Annotated in this window: 15 protein-coding genes and 2 pseudogenes; 5 read left to right on the top strand and 12 right to left on the bottom strand. The window is 73.2% G+C overall.

What is annotated here, in order from left to right; genetic code table 11:
- Window positions 1-74 precede the first annotated feature (74 nt).
- Complete coding sequence (locus tag ACYVPE_RS19550) at window positions 75-569, bottom strand: Lrp/AsnC family transcriptional regulator (RefSeq protein WP_461034933.1); 495 nt, start codon at window positions 567-569, stop codon at window positions 75-77.
- A complete protein-coding gene (locus ACYVPE_RS19545) occupies window positions 566-1,603 on the bottom strand; it encodes a YihY/virulence factor BrkB family protein (RefSeq protein ID WP_461034932.1) in 1,038 nt (345 codons plus the stop codon). The genes ACYVPE_RS19550 and ACYVPE_RS19545 overlap by 4 nt, the downstream gene beginning before the upstream one ends.
- Before the next feature lie 167 nt (window positions 1,604-1,770).
- Here ACYVPE_RS19545 and ACYVPE_RS19540 point away from each other — a divergent pair, with 167 nt between their 5' ends.
- Window positions 1,771-2,052, top strand: a complete 282-nt coding sequence (locus ACYVPE_RS19540) for a dsRBD fold-containing protein (RefSeq protein ID WP_461034931.1) — start codon at window positions 1,771-1,773, stop codon at window positions 2,050-2,052.
- Here the strand turns inward: ACYVPE_RS19540 and ACYVPE_RS19535 are convergent.
- Window positions 2,049-2,927, bottom strand: a complete 879-nt coding sequence (locus tag ACYVPE_RS19535; RefSeq protein ID WP_461034930.1) for a PhzF family phenazine biosynthesis protein — start codon at window positions 2,925-2,927, stop codon at window positions 2,049-2,051. The genes ACYVPE_RS19540 and ACYVPE_RS19535 overlap by 4 nt on opposite strands.
- Window positions 2,928-3,064: 137 nt before the next feature.
- Between ACYVPE_RS19535 and ACYVPE_RS19530 the strand changes: the two are divergent.
- Window positions 3,065-4,737: pseudogene (locus tag ACYVPE_RS19530) on the top strand (alkaline phosphatase D family protein).
- A gap of 55 nt (window positions 4,738-4,792) precedes the next feature.
- Here the strand turns inward: ACYVPE_RS19530 and ACYVPE_RS19525 are convergent.
- The 4 genes from ACYVPE_RS19525 to ACYVPE_RS19510 form a co-directional block, all read right to left on the bottom strand.
- On the bottom strand, window positions 4,793-5,497 hold the full coding sequence (locus ACYVPE_RS19525; RefSeq protein ID WP_461034929.1) for an HAD family hydrolase: 705 nt from the start codon (window positions 5,495-5,497) through the stop codon (window positions 4,793-4,795).
- A 139-nt stretch (window positions 5,498-5,636) separates the two neighbouring features.
- On the bottom strand, window positions 5,637-5,864 hold the full coding sequence (locus ACYVPE_RS19520) for a hypothetical protein (protein ID WP_461034928.1): 228 nt from the start codon (window positions 5,862-5,864) through the stop codon (window positions 5,637-5,639).
- The gene (locus ACYVPE_RS19515) at window positions 5,861-6,436 is read right to left on the bottom strand and encodes a hypothetical protein (protein ID WP_461034927.1); all 576 of its coding nucleotides are present in this window, start codon (window positions 6,434-6,436) and stop codon (window positions 5,861-5,863) included. The genes ACYVPE_RS19520 and ACYVPE_RS19515 overlap by 4 nt, the downstream gene beginning before the upstream one ends.
- Before the next feature lie 79 nt (window positions 6,437-6,515).
- On the bottom strand, window positions 6,516-7,235 hold the full coding sequence (locus ACYVPE_RS19510) for a GntR family transcriptional regulator (protein WP_461034926.1): 720 nt from the start codon (window positions 7,233-7,235) through the stop codon (window positions 6,516-6,518).
- 78 nt (window positions 7,236-7,313) lie between these two features.
- On the opposite strand from ACYVPE_RS19510, the gene ACYVPE_RS19505 reads away from it, so the two are divergent.
- A complete protein-coding gene (locus ACYVPE_RS19505) occupies window positions 7,314-8,126 on the top strand; it encodes a class I SAM-dependent methyltransferase (RefSeq protein ID WP_461034925.1) in 813 nt (270 codons plus the stop codon).
- Between the two features lie 200 nt (window positions 8,127-8,326).
- Here ACYVPE_RS19505 and ACYVPE_RS19500 read toward each other — a convergent pair whose 3' ends face one another.
- On the bottom strand, window positions 8,327-10,162 hold the full coding sequence (locus tag ACYVPE_RS19500; protein WP_461034924.1) for an ABC transporter ATP-binding protein: 1,836 nt from the start codon (window positions 10,160-10,162) through the stop codon (window positions 8,327-8,329).
- A pseudogene (locus tag ACYVPE_RS19495) lies at window positions 10,159-11,391 on the bottom strand (ABC transporter ATP-binding protein); the annotation flags it as partial. The gene ACYVPE_RS19500 and the pseudogene ACYVPE_RS19495, both read right to left, overlap by 4 nt.
- A gap of 235 nt (window positions 11,392-11,626) precedes the next feature.
- On the opposite strand from ACYVPE_RS19495, the gene ACYVPE_RS19490 reads away from it, so the two are divergent.
- Together ACYVPE_RS19490 and ACYVPE_RS19485 are read left to right on the top strand one after the other, a co-directional pair.
- Window positions 11,627-12,943, top strand: a complete 1,317-nt coding sequence (locus ACYVPE_RS19490; protein ID WP_461034923.1) for a Bcr/CflA family multidrug efflux MFS transporter — start codon at window positions 11,627-11,629, stop codon at window positions 12,941-12,943.
- The gene (locus ACYVPE_RS19485) at window positions 12,940-13,917 is read left to right on the top strand and encodes a small ribosomal subunit Rsm22 family protein (protein ID WP_461034922.1); all 978 of its coding nucleotides are present in this window, start codon (window positions 12,940-12,942) and stop codon (window positions 13,915-13,917) included. Before ACYVPE_RS19490 ends, ACYVPE_RS19485 begins: the two co-directional genes overlap by 4 nt.
- A 46-nt stretch (window positions 13,918-13,963) precedes the next feature.
- Here ACYVPE_RS19485 and ACYVPE_RS19480 read toward each other — a convergent pair whose 3' ends face one another.
- From ACYVPE_RS19480 to ACYVPE_RS19470, 3 genes are all read right to left on the bottom strand, one after another.
- A complete protein-coding gene (locus ACYVPE_RS19480) occupies window positions 13,964-15,943 on the bottom strand; it encodes a helix-turn-helix domain-containing protein (RefSeq protein ID WP_461034921.1) in 1,980 nt (659 codons plus the stop codon).
- Window positions 15,944-15,977: 34 nt separating this feature from the next.
- Window positions 15,978-17,399 carry an MFS transporter gene (locus ACYVPE_RS19475; RefSeq protein ID WP_461034920.1) on the bottom strand — a complete coding sequence of 474 codons (1,422 nt, stop codon included), beginning with the start codon at window positions 17,397-17,399 and terminating at the stop codon, window positions 15,978-15,980.
- Between the two features lie 69 nt (window positions 17,400-17,468).
- A complete protein-coding gene (locus ACYVPE_RS19470) occupies window positions 17,469-18,245 on the bottom strand; it encodes a 3-hydroxybutyrate dehydrogenase (protein ID WP_461034919.1) in 777 nt (258 codons plus the stop codon).
- Window positions 18,246-18,417: the final 172 nt, after the last annotated feature.

Here is an 18,417-nt window from a genome sequence, read left to right as displayed (position 1 = left end):
GGACACGGGCGACAAGAAACGGGACTTGCGCGTGTGCGCAAGGACGTTGCGTTGTCAGGCCACCTGGCGGTGGATCATTGCGTGATGACGGGGGTGTCGGGGCTCGCTCCGGCCTCGGGGGAGTTGGCGATCAGGTGGGAGAGCACGATCTGGCTGACCGTCTTCCGGATGAACGGCTCGGCCCTGATCCGCTCCAGCACCCGCTCGAAGTGCTCGATGTCGGTGGCCCTGATGTGCAGCAGCGCGTCCGCGCCACCGGTGACCGTCATCGCCGCGATGATCTCCGGGTAGTCGCGCACCACCTCGGCCAGCCGGCGCGGCGGGGCCGCGCTGTCGCAGTAGACCTCGACGTACGCCTCGGTGCGCCAGCCCAGCGCGTTCGGCAGCACGGTCGCCGTGAAACCGGTGATCACGCCGGCCTCCCGCATCCGGTCCACCCGGCGCTTGACGGCGGGCGCCGACAGGCCGATGGCGGCGCCGATCTCCGCGAAGCTGGTCCTGGCGTTGGCGATCAGCGCCGCGACGATCTTCCGGTCGAGGTCGTCGAGCGTCACCGGGGGCCGGGTCATGGCTGCTCGTCCTTCGTGCCGGCCACCGACAGCGGGTCGGTCGGCGTCGGCGTCGGAGTCGGGGTGGGCGCCGGGGTCGGGGTCGGGGTCGGCGGTACGGGCGGCGTCGCCGGGGGCAGGGGCAGGGGCGGCAGCGGCGGGACGGTGGGGCAGGGCGGCGCGGGCGGCCGCGCCAACCTGGTCAGCTCCGCGTTGAACTGGGCGCCGGCCAGCAGGCTCAGGTTGGACACCCAGAGCCACACCAGGAAGACGATGATCCCGGCCAGCGAGCCGTAGAGCCGGTCGTAGGTGCCCACCCCCGAGGCGTACAGCGCGAACGCCGCCGACGCCACCAGCCACAGCAGCACGGCGAGCGCCCCGCCGGCCGCCCCGCGGAACGGCACCCGGCCGGTGGCGGGCCCTGTACGGAACAGCACCAGCACCAGGCTCGTCACCAGCACCACGAGCAGCGGCCACTTCAGCAGGTCCCAGGCGGCGCTGCCCGCCTCGCCAGGGCCGAGCGCCCGCCCGATGACGCGGACCGCGCCGCCGGTGAGCACCAGCACCGTGGCGCTGGCCACCAGCAGCATCAGCAGCCCGAGCGCCGACAGCATGGTGCGGGGGATGGCCCGCCACGGCGGGCGCGGGTCGATCACCCCGTGCATCCCGTGCTGCACCCGCCGGAAGATCGCCAGGTAGTTGTAGGCGGACACCAGCGCGCTGACCGCGCCCACCACCGTCACCACCCAGGCCGCCGAGCGCTGTTCCGACAGGTCGTGCAGCGCGGTCACCACGTCGCCGCGCGAGCCGGCCGGCACCAGCGCGCTGAACTGCCACAGCAGCTCCTGCGCCACCCCGGGGTCGGCGATCCCGATCACCGAGAGCGCCACGAAGAGCGTGGGGAAGACGGCGAGGACCGAGTAGTACGTGAGCGCGGCCGCCCAGTGGTCGATGTCGTCCCGCCACATCGACACCGGGGTGCGGCGCAGCGCCACGACCCACCGGTCGGCGCCCGCCCCGCCGGCGCGGGGCTTCGTTGTCGTTCGCTCTGGCATCGGTCCACCTGGTCTGTCGTACGGCCCGGCTGCCCCCAGCCTCCCATGGCCTTCCGCACCGGACTCGAGCCCCTGACCGGTGTGTGTGCGTTCGCGCCGGAAGAGAGCGACCATGGAAGGACGAACGCTTTTCGTGACTCCTCACACGTTCACCAGGGAGGCCGATCATGGCACACGAGGAGACCTGGAACGTGCACCTGTCCATCGACTCCGAGCAGGACGGGGGCCGCATGACGCGGGCCGAGGCCCGCCTGGAGGACCGGCCCGACACGGTGCTGGTCACCGAGGGGGTGGCCCGGGCTCATCCGGGCGACGAGAACGTGCCCGACATCGGGCGCGAGCTGGCGGCGGCCAGGGCGCTCTCCGAGCTGTCGCACCAGCTGCTGCACACCACCGTGCAGGACATCGAGGCCCACACCCACGAGCGGGTGACCCGCCTCAGGCCCTAGCCTTCGACGTCGTCGGGGGCCGGGTCCGGGATGCGGACGGCGGTGCCCGTGACGTGGACGCGCGGGTCGCCGAGCCGGAGTTCGACCTTCAGCAGGGCGGGCCTTCCCAGGTCGTGGCCCTGGTGCAGCGTGAGTACGGCCGCCGGCGGCACGAACCCGAGATCGCGCAGGTAGCCGCCGAACGCGGCGGCCGCCGCGCCCGTCGCCGGGTCCTCCACCACCCCGCCGACCGGGAACGGGTCGCGCACGTGGAACACGGTGGGTGACTCCCGCCAGACCAGCTGCAACGTGGTCAGGTCGAGCCGCAGCATCAGCGCGGTCAGCCGGTCGAAGTCGTAGTCCAGGGCGGCCAGCCGCTCCCGGCTGGCCGCCGCCAGCACCAGGTGGCGGGCGCCGGCGAACGCGATCCGCGGCGGCAGCGCGGGGTCGAGGTCGGTGGCCGGCCAGTCGAGCGCGGCCAGCGCCTCGGCGACGTCGTCCCCGGCGACCGGCTCCTGGTGCGCCTCGACGCTGGAGAGCGTGGCCAGCAGGCCGCCGTCCGCGTCCACCCGCACCGTGACCGGCACCTCGCCGACCGGCGTCAGGAACGTCAGCTCGCCCGGCCCGACCTGTTCGGCCAGCGCCACCGAGGTGGCGATCGTGGCGTGCCCGCAGAACGGCACCTCGGCGAGCGGGCTGAAGTAGCGCACGGCGTACCGGCCGGCCGCGCCCTCCGGGGTGAGGAAGGCCGTCTCCGAGTAGCCGACGTCGGCGGCGATCCGCTGCATGGCCTCGTCCGACAGGCCGGTGGCGTCCAGCACGACGCCCGCCGGATTGCCCCCCTCAGGACGCGACGAGAAAGCGGTGTATCGGAGTACGGCGGGGTCGTGAGTCATGCGGCGTGCAACCCGCCGTGCGCCGGCGCTATTCCGCGCCGCGCCTGGTCTCCGCACGGTGCCTTGTCATGGAATCGCCGTGTGGTCGACGGACGCGGGCCGCCCCGCGGCCGGGCGGCTTCGCTGCACTCGACGGCATGACGCACACCCCTTCCCCGACATCCCCCACCGACGCGCTGCGCGCCGCCGCCCGGCTCCTCGACCGGCGCCGCTTCCTCACCGTCACCGGCGTGGCGGCGGCGATCGCGTTCTCCACCAACCTCCCCAACGCGGCCCAGGCGGCGGCCCCGTTCGACCCGAACGCGCTGTCCACCGACCCTCCCCCAGCTAACGCTGGGAGGTGCCCCCACAAGCCCTGGGCGTGGCCTCCGGCGACCCGCACCACGACTCCGTGGTGCTGTGGACCCGGCTGGCGCCCGAGCCGTTCGCCGTCGACAGCGGGCTGCCGGCCCAACCGGTCACCGTGCGCTGGGAGATCGCCAGGGACCAGGCGTTCCGCCGGATCGTGCGGTCGGGCGAGGAGCGCGCCCACCCCGAGTTCCACCACGCGGTGCACGTCGAGGCCGGCGGCCTCGGCCCGGCGACCGACTACTACTACCGCTTCCGCGCCGGCCGTTGGGTCAGCCCCGTCGGCCGCACCCGCACCGCGCCGGCCCCTGGCGCCCGCGCCGAGTCGCTGCGCTTCGCGGTGGTCTCCTGCCAGCGTTACGACCAGGGCTACTTCACCGCGTACGGCCACCTGGCCCGCGAGGAGAACATCGACGCCGTCCTGCACCTGGGCGACTACCTCTACGAGTACCCGATCAACGCCGCCGCCGGCGCCCGCGGTTACACCGGCGCGGACCAACTGCCCGCCCAGTTCAACCGGGAGACCGTCACCCTGGAGGACTACCGGCTGCGGTACGCGCTCTACCACCTCGACCCCGACCTGCGGGCCGCGCACGCCGCCCACCCGTTCGTGGTCACCTGGGACGACCACGAGGTGGAGAACAACTACGCCGGCGCGATCCCCGAGAACAGCGTGTCGCCCGAGGAGTTCCTGGTCCGCCGCGCCGCCGCCTACCGGGCCTACTACGAGAACATGCCGCTGCGCCGCGCCCAGTTGCCGCACGGCCCCGACGCCCAGCTCCACCGGCGGCTCGGCTACGGCCGGCTGGCCCAGCTGGACATCCTGGACTCCCGCCAGTACCGGGACGACCAGGCGCTCGGCGACGGCTGGCAGGTGCCGGACGACGGGGTCGCCGCGCCGGAGCGCACACTGCTCGGCGCCAGCCAGGAGCGCTGGTTGGCCGAGGGCTGGCGCCGGTCCCGCGCGGTGTGGAACCTGGTGCCGCAGCAGGTGGTGCTCTCCCGCCGCCGCAACCGGCTCGACGGGCCCTGGCCGCTCTCCATGGACGCCTGGGACGGCTACCCGGCGGCCCGCCAGCGCTTCCTGTCCTGGGTCGGCGAGGCCGGTCTGGAGAACCTGGTGGTGCTCACCGGCGACGTGCACGTCCACTACGGCTTCGACATCAAGGCGGACTGGGACGACCCGGCCTCCCGCACCCTGGGCGTCGAGCTGGTCACCAGCTCGATCTCCAGCGGCGGCAACGGCTCGGAGCGGCCGGCCAACTGGCCGGCCCTGACCGGCGCCAACCCGCACCTGTGGTTCTACGACGGCCGCCGCGGCTACGTCGTCCTCACCCTCGACAGCCGCCAACTGCGCGCCGAGTACCGGGTGGTGCCGACCGTCACCACCCCGGGCGCGGGCGTCGTCACCGCGGCCACCCTCACCTCCCTGGCCGGCGACCCGGGCCTGCGGCCCGCCTAGGCACGCGACCAGCCCGGCCCGCCGACACCGGCGGCGGGCCGGGCCGGTTGGTGGGTTAGCGCTCGGGTTGGCGATTCTGAGTAGCCGGGTTGGCGGGCGCGGGTAGCCCTGACGCTTTCGCGAGGAGTGCCGGGAGTCTGCTCATGTCGTCGAAGACCGTGGTGTTCGGTCCTTCGAGCCATTGGGCGGGTGTGAGTCCGCCGGTGTATCCAAGGGCGCGCATGCCGGCCGCGCGGGCTGCCTGGATCCCGTACTTGCTGTCCTCGACGACGATGCAGGCCGAGGGGTGGACGCCCATCCGCTTGGCGGCGTGCAGGAACAGGTCGGGGGCCGGTTTGCCGTGGGCGACCTCGCTGGCGCTGAAGACGCGGCCTTCGAAGTGTGGGTAGATCCCGGTGCGGCCCAGGGTGTGGCGCATCGTGTCGTGGCTGCCGCCAGAGGCGACGCAGCTGGGAAGCGTGAGGGTGTCGAGGACTTCGAGGATGCCGTCGACCGGGGTGAGTTCGGCGTCGACGGCCGTGCGGTGGAGTTCCGCGAACCTTTCCAGCCAGAGCGCGGCCCGGCTCGGACCTACTCGGGCGGTGATGTGCTCTGCGTTGGAGACGATCGACCGGCCGATGAACTTCTCGATCACCTCGGCTTCGGTCAGCGGCCAGCCCAACTCGGCGCCCGTCGCGACATGGACGCGCACGGCAATGCGCTCGCTGTCGATGAGCACGCCGTCGCAGTCGAAGATGACGAGTTCAACCGGAGTGACCATCCAGACAGCGTAGGGACGAGTGGTCACCCGCGTCAGCCGCATGGTCCGATGTCCGGGGGCGGGGCTGTAGGTCCGTCGAGCGTTCTTCCCGATTTTTCTTGCGACGTTCTGCCCCAGGTCCATGAGCCTCGTGGGGTGGTCAGGACGCATCGGCTACCGACACCAAGGCGGCCGCGTCAGCGGTCCACTCCATGCCGCTTCCGTCGACCGGACGCATGTGTGCCTCGACGTGCAGGACTTGCCCGGTCTCGCGGGCCACGTGTTCCAGCACTCCGTCCAGCCGGCCGACGCGGCAGGTTGTCGGGTCGGTGACCAGTTGGCCCATCAGCTCGTGGGTGCCCCAGCGTAGGGAGATGCCGGTCGTCACCGCGCCGGGGCCTTTCCACGTTTCCACGGGCAGGTGGTGGCGTGGTCGTTGTTCACGACGATGGGGTGGTGGCAGTACGAGCAGGTCACGGGCACGGTCGGATCGACGGGCCCCTCGCGGCCGGTCACCACGGTGAAGGCGGCCTCGGCGCGGGCCGTGCCGGCGGTGTAGCGCGTCCCGGTCGGCGGGGGCGGCATCGCGGTCAGCGCCTCAAGCAGCATCCGGGGGCTGGTCAGGCAGGTGCCGGTCGGTGGGTAGAGCCAGCGCACGGGCGGCGCGCCCAACCGTAGGCCCCACGTCCACTCGGCGGGCGGCATCGCAACGGTGTCGCCGTGGCCGAGGACGCGCGCCAAGGGCAGGTTCCACCCGGTGCCCGCTCGCGGTGGGATCAGCCAGCGGACGACGTCTCGTGTCTGGTCCTCGATGACCGGTCCAGATCGCGGGCCGAGTCGGCCGAGGGCGGGGACGGCGGCGAGACTACCGACCTCGACCGCGTCGAACCAACGGCCGGCTGGGAGCTGACGGACGCCATGGCCGTTGGGAGGAATCCAGTTCGGAGACGACATGCTCATGGGCAACTCGATCCATGAAAGGGGCCGGTGACCTCCTTTCATACACTGGACCGGTTGACCGGTCCAGTCATTCGTTACCTCATGACCCCATCGGGTAGCTGTCCGTCAGTTCCCACAGTTCTCCCGGAGTCACGCCCTCCTCGCAGACCAAGGGCAGGCCCTCCGCGTCGAAAGCGGTGTGCAGTGTGACGGCCACGGCGGTCGGGGTGGTGGTGCCGAGCGTTCCGGCCTCCTCGTCCGTCGCCAGGCGGGCCGTGTGGACATCCATGCCCCGCGCGGATGACCGGCCCGTTGTGCGTGTGACATAGGTCGTGGTGCCTTCGGCCAGCGGTCCTTCGCTCGCCAGGCGCGGGCAGGCGTCCGCGATGTCCGGTGGGAACCAGGCGTTGACCAGTGTCAGTGCGCTACCTTCGTCGAGGAGGATGAGCCGCGCACGCCGTAGCGCCAGTTCGCCGGGGTCGAGTTGCAGGGCGTCAGCGATCCGTTGCGGCGGTCGTTCCCGCGTCGGTGTGCCGAGGCGCCGGAACGGATGTGCGCCCACCACTCGCGCGCCGGATCCACGGCGACCGGCAGGGCGAGCGACGGGTGTATCCACGACCGTGAACCCGGAGCCCTGGCGCGCCACGACAGCGCCGTCCGCGCGAAGGACATCCATCGCCTTGATGACCGTCGCACGGGACACTCCCCACTGCTCGCAGAGGTCGCGTCCCGAGGGGAGCAGATCGCCGGGCCTGAACTCCCCGTTGGTGATCCGCTCGCGCAAGTGGTCGGCGATCTGTTCGTACTTCAGCTTGGCCATGAGCCCCCTCCGGAAAGTTGTCAGGTTGACCGGTCAGGTTACCTGTTGCCGAAGCGCCCGGCGGGACAAGATGCACACATGACTGCCCCACGGATAGCTCCTGAGGTGATGGCGTTCTACTCCTCGAAGGTCACCGAGGCTGACCGGCTGTCGTCGTCTGCCGACGGCGCATTGGAGTTGCTGCGCACGCAGGAGTTGCTGCGCCGCTACCTGCCAGAGCCTCCCGCGCGGGTGCTCGACGTCGGCGGTGGCCCGGGGACGCACGCGCGGTGGCTGATCGCGGACGGTTATGGCGTGCACCTGGTCGACCCGGTTCCCCGCCATGTCGACCAAGCCCAACAGATCGCCGGATGTGCGGCCGAGCTGGGTGACGCACGCCAACTCGCCGCAGCGGACGGCTCCTACGATGTCGTGCTGCTCCTCGGCCCGCTCTACCACCTCACCGATGCCGGAGACCGGCGGCAGGCCCTTGCCGAGGCGTTCCGTGTGCTGCGACCCGGAGGGCTCCTCGCCGCCGCCGGAATCAACAGGTACGCCTCGCTGTTCGAGCACACGGCGTTCGCGCATCTGCACCGGGAGCATGTTCAGCGGAGCATCGCAGGGATCCTCGAATCCCGGATCCATGACGGGAAGAAGTCCTTCACCCAGGCGTACTTCCACAGCGCCGAGGAGCTGCGGAACGAGGTCGACGCGGCCGGGTTCGCGGGCGCCGAGGTGTTCGGGATCGAGGGGCCGACGTGGGGCATGCTCAAGGCGACCGAGCAGTTCACGGGGGAGTCGGCGATCGGCACTCCGCTGTTCGAGTCAGCGCTGGTGGCGGCCCGGATGGCGGAGCCATACCCCGAGCTGCTGGCCGCCAGCTCGCATCTGATCAGCGTGGCGCGGCGGTAAGCGGCCCAGGCTGTGGCCCAGGTGAACTCGCAGAGTGTGACGGTAGGCCCACGGAACGGCCAGAAAGGCGTGCCGAACGTCGCAGTCGCGGGCGCTTCGCGCCCGTGAGCAGCCCGAACTCGACCGCGACATCGGTGGTGTTGAAGCCCTTGGCGTGCTTGTTCTCCCAGGCGAGCTGCTGAGCGGACTGATATCCACGACTACTGGCCCCCCGCGCGCCGGTGTTGTGGTGCGGTTGGAGGCCAGCCCAGGTCTCGTGTGAGGAGCGCGTCGGGTGGGCCGTCCGCCACCAGGCGTCCTTCGTTCACCACCAACACCCGGTCCGCCAGCTGGACGGTCGAGAGGCGGTGAGCGACGATCACGGCCGTTCGCCCCCGCAGCACGGTGCGCATCGCGTGGTGCACGGCTCGCTCGGTGGGGATGTCGAGGGAGGACGTCGCCTCGTCGAGGATCACGATCGCGGGTTCGGCGAGCAGGGCGCGGGTCAGGGCGATGAGCTGCCGCTGGCCGGCCGAGAGCCGGGTGCCGCGCGCTCGGACGTCCGTGTCGTAGCCGTCCGGCAGCGCGGCGATGAGGTCGTGTGCCCCGAGGGTCAGGGCCGCGCGGGTGATGGCCGCGGCATCCGCGTCGGGCCGGCCGATCGCGATGTTCTCGGCCACCGAACCGGAGAAGAGAAACGCGTCCTGCGGCACCATGACCACGGTGCGGCGCAGTTCGGGCGCGGACAGCTGACGCAGGTCCGTGCCGTCGACGAGAACGCGGCCGGCCGTGGGGTCGTGGAAGCGGGCCAGCAGCTTGACCAGCGTGGACTTGCCGGCGCCGGTCGGTCCGACCACGGCGAGCGTCTGACCGGCGGGTATGTGGAGGTCGACCCCGGACAGCGCCGCTCCGCCGGTCGGGTAGGCGAAGGTCACGTCCTCGAAGGTCACGGAGCGGCCGGGGCTCTCGGCGGCCGGAGGCGGGAGGAGGACGGGGGTGGGCGGTTCGGGGACGGTGGGCCGCTGGCCGAGCAGGGCGGCGATCTTCTCCAGGGAGGCGGCCGCCGACTGGTAGGCGTCGGCGACCCCACCGAGCCTGAGCGGGTTGTCGTAGAGCTGCCGCAGATAGAGGACGGCCGCGGCGAACGCGCCCAACTCCAGCCCGCCGGAGACGACTCGGGAGGCGCCCCAGACCACCAGGGCGGCGACGGCGACGTTGGCGACCAGCCGCGACGCGGTGACGTAACGGGCCATTTCCAGGCCGGCGTCGCCGTTCGTCCGCCGGTGTTCCCCGTTGAGGGCGGCGAACGCGGCGCCGTTGGGCTCCTCCCGCCGGAACGCCTGGACGGTACGGATGCCGCCCAGGGTTTCGGCGAGTCTCGCGACGACCACCGCCATCGCGCTCGACCGCCGGCGATAGACGCGCGCCGACCGCCGCCGGAACGACCGCATGGTCCAGGCGAGCGGCCCCATGACGAGCACCGCGGCCAGGCCCAGCGGCCAGTCGAGGTACAGCAGTGCCGCCGTGATGTAGGCGGTGGACACGGCGGCGGTGACGATCGTCGCCAGGCCGTCGTCGAGCAGGCCGCGCAGCGCCGCGACGTCGGTGGTGAGCCGGGAGGTGAGGCGGCCCGAGGTGTAGCGCTCGTGGAAGTCCAGGCTCAGGCGCTGGGCGTGCCCGAACACGCGGACGCGCAGGTCGAGCAGCACGTCCTGGCTGATCCGGGCGGAGACCGTGACGAACGCGTACTGCAGGGCCCCGGAGGCCAGCACGCACAGCAGGTAGCCGATCGCAATGGTGGTCATCGGCCACCGGTCACCCGTTCGCCAGGCCGGTGCCGCCCGATCGATCGTGTAGGCCACCAGCAGCGGGCCCGTCAGCGCCGCGCCCCGTTGCAACAGCACCAGCGCGCCGGCCAGCCGGAGGCGGCGGGCGTGCGGGCGCAGCAGGGACGCCAGCAGCGACCGGGCCGCTCTCCTGGGGGCGGGGAGCGAGTCCGTTCCGAACGGGTCGACGCCGCCGCCGGCGGGCGGCTGGCCGGCTCCCGACCGGGTCATCGCGCGGCGCTCCCGTCGACCGTGAACGCGCTCATCAGGGCGGCGTACTCTGGGTGGGTGCGCAGCAGATCGTCGTGGGTCCCGACGGCGGTGATCCGACCGCCGGACAGCAGGGCGACCCGGTCGGCGAGCAGCACGGTGGACGGCCGGTGCGCGACGACCAGGGCCGTCGTGGTGGCCAGGACCCGGCGCAGCGCCGCCTCGACGAGCGATTCCGTGTGGACGTCCAGGGCGGAGAGCGGATCGTCGAGGACGAGCAGGCGGGGTCGGCCGACGATGGCACGAGCGAGCGCCAGCCGCTGACGCTGGCCGCCCGACAGGCTCATGCCCCGCTCGCCGACGTGGGTCAGCGCACCGTCGGGGAGGGCCCGGACGAAGCCGTCCGCCTGGGCGATGTCCAGGGCCCTGGCGAGATCCTCCGCGTCGGCGTGCTCGGCTCCCAGCAGGACATTCTCGGCGACCGTCGTGGAGAAGAGCGTGGGCTCCTCGAAGGCGACGGAGACCTGACGCCGCAACGCGGCGCGCGTCAGTGCCGTGACGTCCGTACCGTCGAGCAGGATCCGGCCGCCGGTCGGCTCGTGCAGCCGGGGCACCAGGGCGACCAGGGTGCTCTTGCCGCTGCCGGTGGCGCCCACCAGGGCCACGGTCTCGCCGGGCGCGAGCCGCAGGTTGACGCCCGTCAGCATGGCCGGCTCGCCCGGCGGGGCGTCCGGGTAGCGGAACTCCACGCCGTCGAAGACCACGTCGGCCGCGGGCGCCTCGGGCTCGGCCCTCGTCTCCGTGCCCGCTCGACCCGTGCGTTGCCGCGGCCGTGCCGCGTCGGCCGGGGTGGGCCGGTCCATCACCTCGAAGTAGCGGTCGGCCGCGGTCGCCGCGTCGCTGCTCATCGCCAGCAGCGATCCGGTCGACGCCACCGCCGGGCGCAACTCCAGCGCGATCGCGAGGAAGGCCAGGAGCGTACCGGCCGACAACTCGCCGTCCGCCACCTCCACCGCGCCCAGCACCAGCACCGCCCCCAACGACGCGTCCGGCAGCATCGCGAGGAGCGCGGAAAGGGCCGCCAGCAGGCGGGCCTTGGCCAGTTCCGTGCCGCGAATCCGGAGTGCCAGCTCCCGGAAGGCCCGGGTCAGGCCGCGGTGATGGCCGAAGCTCTTGATGACGCGGACGCCGAGCACCGACTCCTCCGCCATCGTCGTCAGGTCGGCGGTCCGCTCCCGCACCTGGCGGGCCGCGAGCGGCGCTGAGCGGCTGGGTCCCATGTGAACTCGCCGAGTGTGACGGTAGGCCCACGAAACGGCTGGAGAACGTGCCGAACGTCGCAGTCGCGAGCGCTTCGCGCCCGTGCCGGGGCGTGTGTGACCAAACGCACCGCGCGGGATCCCCCGGAGGGGCGTAAAGAAGCGGAGGGCGGCCACCCAATCATGGGATGATCGGATTGTTCCGAGCGATTCACCGGAGAGGTGCATGACCCAGCCCGGCCAATCCCCGACGGCCGCATCCACACTTGACCCACAGACCTCGACGACCCGGCCCGCCACGACCGGCAAGAGAGCGCCGCAGCTCTCCCGCCGGCGGCGGGCCGGACTGCTGCTCACCCTCATTCTGGGCAGCCTCACCGCCCTCACCCCGCTCTCCATCGACACCTACCTCCCCGCCCTGCCCGAGGTCGCCGACAGCCTCGGCACCGGCGCCGCCACCGTGCAGCTCACCCTGACGGCGTGCCTCCTCGGCCTCGGCCTCGGCCAGCTGGTCGTCGGCCCGATGAGCGACCAACTCGGCCGCCGGCTGCCGCTGCTCGTCGGCATGGGCGGCTACGTGGTGGCCTCCGCCGCCTGCGCCTTCGCGCCCAACGTCGAGTCGCTGACCGCCTTCCGGCTGCTCCAGGGCCTGGCCGGCTCGGCCGGCGTGGTCGTCGCCCGCGCCATCGTCCGCGACATGTTCGACGGCGTCGCCATGGCCCGGTTCTTCTCCACCCTGATGCTGATCTCCGGGCTCGCGCCGATCCTGGCCCCGGTGCTCGGCGGCCAGCTGATGCGGTTCACCGACTGGCGCGGCATCTTCGTCGTCCTCGCCGTCGCCGGGCTGCTGCTCACCCTGGTCGCGGCCCGCTGGCTGCCCGAGACGCTGCCCGCGGAACGGCGCGAGCGCGGCGGCGTGCGCGCCGCCCTGAGCACCATGGGCGGCCTCTTCAGGGACCGCGTCTTCACCGGCCACCTGCTTGTCGGCGGCCTCACCTTCGCCGGCCTCTTCGCCTACGTCGCCGCCTCCCCGTTCGTCATCCAGGAGATCTACGGCGCCTCGCCGCAGACCTTCAGCCTGCTGTTCATGATCAACTCCATCGGCCTGGTGATCATGAGCCAGGTCAACGGCAAGATCCTGGTCGGCCGGGTCGCCACCCACCGGATCATGGCCACCGGCCACGCGCTGCTGCTGGTCTCCGCCGCCGCCCTGCTGCTGATGACCTCCGGCATCCTCGGCGACGTCGGCCTCGTCCCGATCGCCGCCGGGCTCTTCGTCCTGATGGGCTCGATGCCGCTGGTGCTGCCCAACGCCAACACCGAGGGCCTGGAACGCACCCCGCACGCCGCCGGCTCCGCCTCCGCGCTGCTCGGCGCCTCGCAGTTCTTCGTCGGCGCCATCGCCTCCCCGCTGGTCGGCGTGGCCGGCGAGGACACCGCCGTCCCGATGGCCGTCGTCCAGTTCGGCTCCGTGGTGCTCTCCACGATCTGCTTCCTGGCCCTCGTCCGCCCCTGGCGCCGCGCGTCTACACTGCGGCGGTGACCAGCCCCACCACCACCCCGCTCGGCGCCGCCCTCGACCGGCTGCTCGACGGCCTGCCGCCCCGGCAGGCCACGGCGGCCGTCGAGCGGCTGATCGCCAGCTACCGGGGGCGCACCGTCTCCGCCGCGCCCATCCTGCGGGACCGGGCCGACGCCGTCGCCTACGCCGCCTACCGGATGCCGGCCACCTTCGAGGCGATCTCGGCCGCGCTCCGGGAGCTCGCCGGCCGGCTGCCCGACTGGGCCCCGGCCAGCCACCTCGACCTCGGCGGCGGCACCGGGGCGGCCGTCTGGGCCGGGGCCGAGACCTGGCCGGGCGGCCCCCGCGAGACCACGGTCGTCGACTGGTCGGAGCCGGCCATCGCCCTCGGCCGCGAGCTGGCCGCCGGCACCGGGCTCCGCGTCGACTGGCGCCGGGAACGCCTGGCACCTGGCGCCGAGCTCCAGGACGCCGACCTGGTCACGGTCTCCTACCTGCTTGGCGAGCTGCCCGAGCCGGCCCGCGAGGGACTCGTCGACGCGGCCGCCGCGGCGGCCGGCTCCGCCGTCGTCGTGGTCGAGCCTGGTACCCCCGACGGCTACCTCCGGGTCCGGGCGGCGCGCGACCGGCTGCTCGCCGCCGGCCTGGCGATCGTCGCCCCCTGCCCGCACGACGCCACCTGCCCCATCGAACCTGGCGCCGACTGGTGCCACTTCGCGGCCCGGGTCAGCCGCTCCGCCCTGCACCGGCGGGTCAAGGGCGGCGTGCTGCCCTACGAGGACGAGAAGTTCTCCTACGTCGCGGCGACGCGGCGGACGCCGGCCACCGCGGCCCCGGCGCGCGTCGTCCGCCGCCCCCAACTCCGCAAGGGGCAGGTCCTGTTGGACCTGTGCACGCCGGACGCCGCGCTGCGCCGTGAGACCGTGACCCGCCGGCAGGGCCCGGCCTACCGGGCGGCGCGCGACACCACCTGGGGCGCCGACTGGGCGGAGTGACCGCCCGCGGCCGCGCGTTCTTCCGCCGGGTCGGGCCGTCGTCGGGTCAGCCGTCGCCGTGGGCGTCCCCCCGGACGACGTCTGGGGGAGGGTTCCCGGTGAGGAGATGGAGCCGGAGCGCCAGCTGGAGCTCCAGTTCCCGCTCCGGACCGTTCCAGTCAGGCCCCAGCAGCGCCTGGATCCGGTCGAGGCGCTGCACCACCGTGTTGATGTGCACATGGAGCCGGTCCTTGGCCCGGGTCAGGCTCCGCCCGCAGCCGAAGTAGGCGTGCAGGGTGCGGATCAGCTCCGTGCCGCGCCTGGCGTCGTACTCGAGCAGCGGGCCGAGGGTGGCGGCCACATAGCCGTGGACGTCCCGGCCGTCGCCGAGCAGCACGCCGAGGAAGCCCAGCTCGGCCGCGCACGCCCCCTCGCCGGCCCGGCCGAGGACCGTGAGAGCCCGCAGGCAGCGGACGGCCTCCGCGTGCGCGGCGAACAGACCGGCGGGCCCGGCCGCGGGACCCGCGGCGCCCACCGTGACCGGCGCCCCGACCAGCTGCGTCAGCTGGGCCGCCGCCGTCCTGGCGGCCTCGCCTGGATCGGCGTCCGCGTGCGGGACGAGCAGCACGGTGGCGGCCGCGTGCTCCGCGCTGACGCTCTCGCTGCCGAACAGGAACTGCCGGGCCGCCGTGGCCAGCCGCTTCCGCGCGGCCGCGGCCGTCTCGGCGACCAGCAGCAGGTGCGGCCGCGCCAGGTCGACGCCCAGCCACCTGCCGCGCTCCACCAGGCCCGTCGGGTCGCGGTCCGGCGCTGTCAGCAGGTCGGTGATCAGCTCGCCGCGGATCCGGTTCTCCGCCTCGGCCACCGACCGGCGCAGCAGCAGGAGCAGCGCCGTCACCATCGCCGCCCGCTCGAAGAGCCGCCGCTCCGCGTCGGCCAGCCGCGGGCAGCCGTGCAGCACCAGGCTGCCCAGGAGCTCCTGGCCGGCAAGCGCGGCGCAGATCCAGCGGTCCCGCCTGGCCACCGCCCGCCCGCCGCCGTGCGAGTCGGCGACGGCCTCGGCCAGCTCGCCCGGGTCCATCCGCTCCCCGAACGGGCCGCCGCCGCGACGCACCGCCGTCAACGCCCGGCCGTCCGCGTCGTGGATGGTGATCGCGCCGTCCAGCAGCCCGGCGACCGCCGTCGCCACCTCGGGCAGCTCCCCGCCGCGCAGCACGAGACCGGTGAGCCGGTCGTGCGCCTCCGCCGCGCGCTGCATGGCGGCCGAGTGCGCGCGGATCACGGCGTTGGCCTCGGCCAGCTCGGCCAGCGCGGCCCTGGTGTCGGCCAGCGCCCGCGCGGTGTCGATGGCGATCGCGGCGTGCGCGGCGAGCGAGCAGAGCAGCGCCACCTCCTCGGGGGCGAACGTCCGCGGCGTCCGGTCGGCGGCCATCAGCACCCCGATGACCTTCCGCTCCCGCCCGTCGCCCGTGCCGAGTTGCAGTGGCACGCCGAGGATCGCCACCAGGCCCTCGTCCAGCACCCCCGCGTCGATGGACGAGGTGTGCAGGAACCGGCCGTCGGTGCGGTACTCGGGCGTGGCATAGGGGGTGGCGGTCTGCGCGACCAGCCCGCCGAGCCCCTCGCCAAGGCCCAGCCTGAGGTTCTGGAAGAGCGGCGAGACCGAGCCGTCCGTGACCCGCATGTAGGTGTCGCCCGCCTCCTCGTCGTGCAGCGTGAGGTAGGCGGTGTCCGTGCCGAGGAGGCTTCTCGCCCGGCGCACGATCGAGTTGAGGACGGCGTCCAGGTCGCGCAGCGCGGCCAGGTCGCCCGCCGTGTCGAACAGCGCGGTCAGCTCCGCCTCCCGCCGCCGGTGCTGCCGCAGGGCGCGGTGGATGCGCAGCGCGGCCGCGGTGGCGCGCTCGACCTCCGCGAGCTCGGGCGCCGCGACGCCACCGAGGCGGGCCTCGGTGGCGACGGCGCCGAAGCGCTCGGCGGGTGCGTCCGTGGTCAACAGGTCGAGCAGCCTGCTGACATGGTGGGCGGCCGACGCCGTCTGACCAGTCATCGGGCAGCCATCATGGCAGGTGTCGGGCGGCCCGTCAGGAGGTCGGACGGCCCTCGACCGCCGCGGCCGCCGGCGCGGCGGGCGTTGGTTCCGCGTCATCCTCGCCCAGGTCGCTGCCTCGGGTCTCGCGGGCGGCGACCAGCGCGACCACGGTGAGCAGCGCGGCCGCCGTGACATACAGCGAGATGGCCCCCGAGCCGCCCGTGGACTGCAGCAGCGCCGTGGCGATCAGCGGCGCCGGCGCGCCGGCGGCCACCGACGCGAACTGGGCGCCGATCGAGGCCCCCGAGTACCGCATCCGGGTCGCGAACAGCTCGGAGAAGAACGCCGCCTGTGGCGCGTACATGGCGCTGTGGAACACCAGCCCCACCGTGACGGCGAGCAACAGCGCCGGGAACGACTCGGTGTCAAGCAGCGTGAAGAACGCCCACGCCCAGGCGCCGGTGCCGACCGCGCCGAAGAGGTAGACCGGCCGCCGGCCGACCACGTCGGACAGCGCCCCGAACACCGGGATCAGGCAGAACTGCACGGCGGAGCCGATCAGCACGGCGTTGAGCGCGGTCTGCTGCGACAGGTCGAGGTGGTCGACGCAGTAGACGAGGACGAACGTGGTGATCACGTAGTACGAGATGTTCTCCGCCATCCGCGCGCCCATCGCCACCAGGATGTCCCGCCAGGACTGCCGGATCACCGCCAGGATCGGCGGCTGCTCGTCCTGCCCGGTGGCCCGCTGCTCCCGCTTGCGGCGCTCGGCGCTGGCCAGCGCCGCCTGGAAGACCGGCGACTCGTCGACGGAGATCCGGATCCACAGCCCGACCAGCACCAGCACCGCCGACAGCAGGAACGGCACCCGCCAGCCCCAGGTCTCGAACGCCTCGTCGCTGAGCAGGGTGGTCGTCAGCGACAGCACGCCCACCGCGATCAGGTTGCCGGCCGGCGCCCCGCCCTGCGGCCAGGACGCCCAGAACCCGCGCCGCCGCGCGTCACCGTGCTCCGACACCAGCAGCACGGCCCCGCCCCACTCGCCGCCGAGCGCGAAGCCCTGCACCAGCCGCAGCACCGTCAACAGGATGGGCGCGGCGACGCCGATGGTCGCGTAGCCGGGCACGCAGCCGATCAGCGTGGTGGCGCAGCCCATCATCAACAGGCTGACCACCAGCAGCTTCTTGCGGCCGACCCGGTCGCCGAAGTGCCCGAAGACGAGCGCGCCGATCGGACGGGCGGCGAAGCCGACGGCGTAGGTCAGGAACGACAGCAGGGTGCCGGTGAGCGGATCCGACTCGGGGAAGAACACCTTGCCGAAGACCAGCGCGGCGGCGGAGCCGTAGAGGAAGTAGTCGTACCACTCGATGGTGGTGCCGATCAGGCTCGCGGCGACGACGCGGCGGAGCTTCTCCGGTGTGGGCGGGGCGGGTGGGGTGGGTGGGGCGGGTGCGTCTGGTGCTGGGGCGGGCATGGACACCACTTCCGGTTGGGTGGGGGGTGGGGAGGGGGACGGGGCGCCGGTGGGGAACGGCGCGGTGGCTCAGTGGGCGGTCCAGCCGCCGTCGAGCGGAATCGAGGCGCCGGTGAGATAGCCGGTGTGCGGGCCGCACAGCCACAGCACGGTGCCGGCGACCTCCGCCGGCTCGATCAGCCGCTTGATCGCCGGACGCTCCAACATCACGCGCCGGACCACGTCGTCCGCCGCCATGCCGTGCGCCCGCGCCTGGTCGGCGATCTGGTCCTCGGCCAGCGGCGTGCGGACGAACGCCGGACTGACGCAGTTGCTGGTGACGCCGTGCGGCGCGCCCTCGATCGCGGCGACCTTGCTCAGGCCCTCCAGGGCGTGCTTCGCGGTGACGTAGGCCGCCTTGTAGGGACTGGCGCGCACCCCGTGAACCGAGGAGATGTTGACGATCCGCCCCCAGCCCTGCGCGTACATGTGCGGAAGGGTCCGGCGGAGGATCCGGAACGGCGCCTCCACCATCACCCGCTGGATCAGCGCGAACCGGTCGGTCGGGAACTCGTGGAGCGGCGCGACGTGTTGGAGCCCGGCGTTGTTGACCACGACGTCCGCGTCGTCGGGCAGCGTGTCGACCGCGTCGGGCTCGGACAGGTCGAGGACGAACGCGGTGCCGCCGATCTCCTCCGCCGTGGCCCTGGCGGCCTCCGCCGCCCGGTCCACGACGAGCACGTGCGCGCCGGCGCCGGCCAACGCGACGGCGCAGGCCCGCCCGATCCCACTGGCGGCCCCGGTGACGAGCGCGGTACGACCGGCGAGGAACGGCCCTTCGGCTGTGGGGCGGGGGTTGTTGTCCATGGCCGCACAGTAGGAAGGGGGCGGGGTGTGACCGATGGTGGTGACCACCACCTTTCGGTTGGCGGGGGTGGTGTTCGGGCCTATATGCCGGTGCGGTGCGCTTGGCGGCCGGCAGGGGTTTTCCCCCACCCACCCGCCCTTTTCCGCGCTTCGCGCGGGCTCTGGCCGCGCC

It is taken from the genome of Streptomyces mayteni (assembly GCF_054783955.1).
This window is presented reverse-complemented; position numbering and strand designations above follow the sequence as displayed.

What these genes read in the sequence shown, in the direction of transcription:
- ACYVPE_RS19550 (WP_461034933.1), bottom strand. Translation starts at nt 569, where the DNA reads ATGACCCGGCCCCCGGTGACGCTCGACGACCTCGACCGGAAGATCGTC.
- ACYVPE_RS19545 (WP_461034932.1), bottom strand. Translation starts at nt 1,603, where the DNA reads ATGCCAGAGCGAACGACAACGAAGCCCCGCGCCGGCGGGGCGGGCGCC.
- ACYVPE_RS19540 (WP_461034931.1), top strand. Translation starts at nt 1,771, where the DNA reads ATGGCACACGAGGAGACCTGGAACGTGCACCTGTCCATCGACTCCGAG.
- ACYVPE_RS19535 (WP_461034930.1), bottom strand. Translation starts at nt 2,927, where the DNA reads ATGACTCACGACCCCGCCGTACTCCGATACACCGCTTTCTCGTCGCGT.
- ACYVPE_RS19525 (WP_461034929.1), bottom strand. Translation starts at nt 5,497, where the DNA reads ATGGTCACTCCGGTTGAACTCGTCATCTTCGACTGCGACGGCGTGCTC.
- ACYVPE_RS19515 (WP_461034927.1), bottom strand. Translation starts at nt 6,436, where the DNA reads ATGAGCATGTCGTCTCCGAACTGGATTCCTCCCAACGGCCATGGCGTC.
- ACYVPE_RS19510 (WP_461034926.1), bottom strand. Translation starts at nt 7,235, where the DNA reads ATGGCCAAGCTGAAGTACGAACAGATCGCCGACCACTTGCGCGAGCGG.
- ACYVPE_RS19505 (WP_461034925.1), top strand. Translation starts at nt 7,314, where the DNA reads ATGACTGCCCCACGGATAGCTCCTGAGGTGATGGCGTTCTACTCCTCG.
- ACYVPE_RS19500 (WP_461034924.1), bottom strand. Translation starts at nt 10,162, where the DNA reads ATGACCCGGTCGGGAGCCGGCCAGCCGCCCGCCGGCGGCGGCGTCGAC.
- ACYVPE_RS19490 (WP_461034923.1), top strand. Translation starts at nt 11,627, where the DNA reads ATGACCCAGCCCGGCCAATCCCCGACGGCCGCATCCACACTTGACCCA.
- ACYVPE_RS19480 (WP_461034921.1), bottom strand. Translation starts at nt 15,943, where the DNA reads ATGACTGGTCAGACGGCGTCGGCCGCCCACCATGTCAGCAGGCTGCTC.
- ACYVPE_RS19475 (WP_461034920.1), bottom strand. Translation starts at nt 17,399, where the DNA reads ATGCCCGCCCCAGCACCAGACGCACCCGCCCCACCCACCCCACCCGCC.
- ACYVPE_RS19470 (WP_461034919.1), bottom strand. Translation starts at nt 18,245, where the DNA reads ATGGACAACAACCCCCGCCCCACAGCCGAAGGGCCGTTCCTCGCCGGT.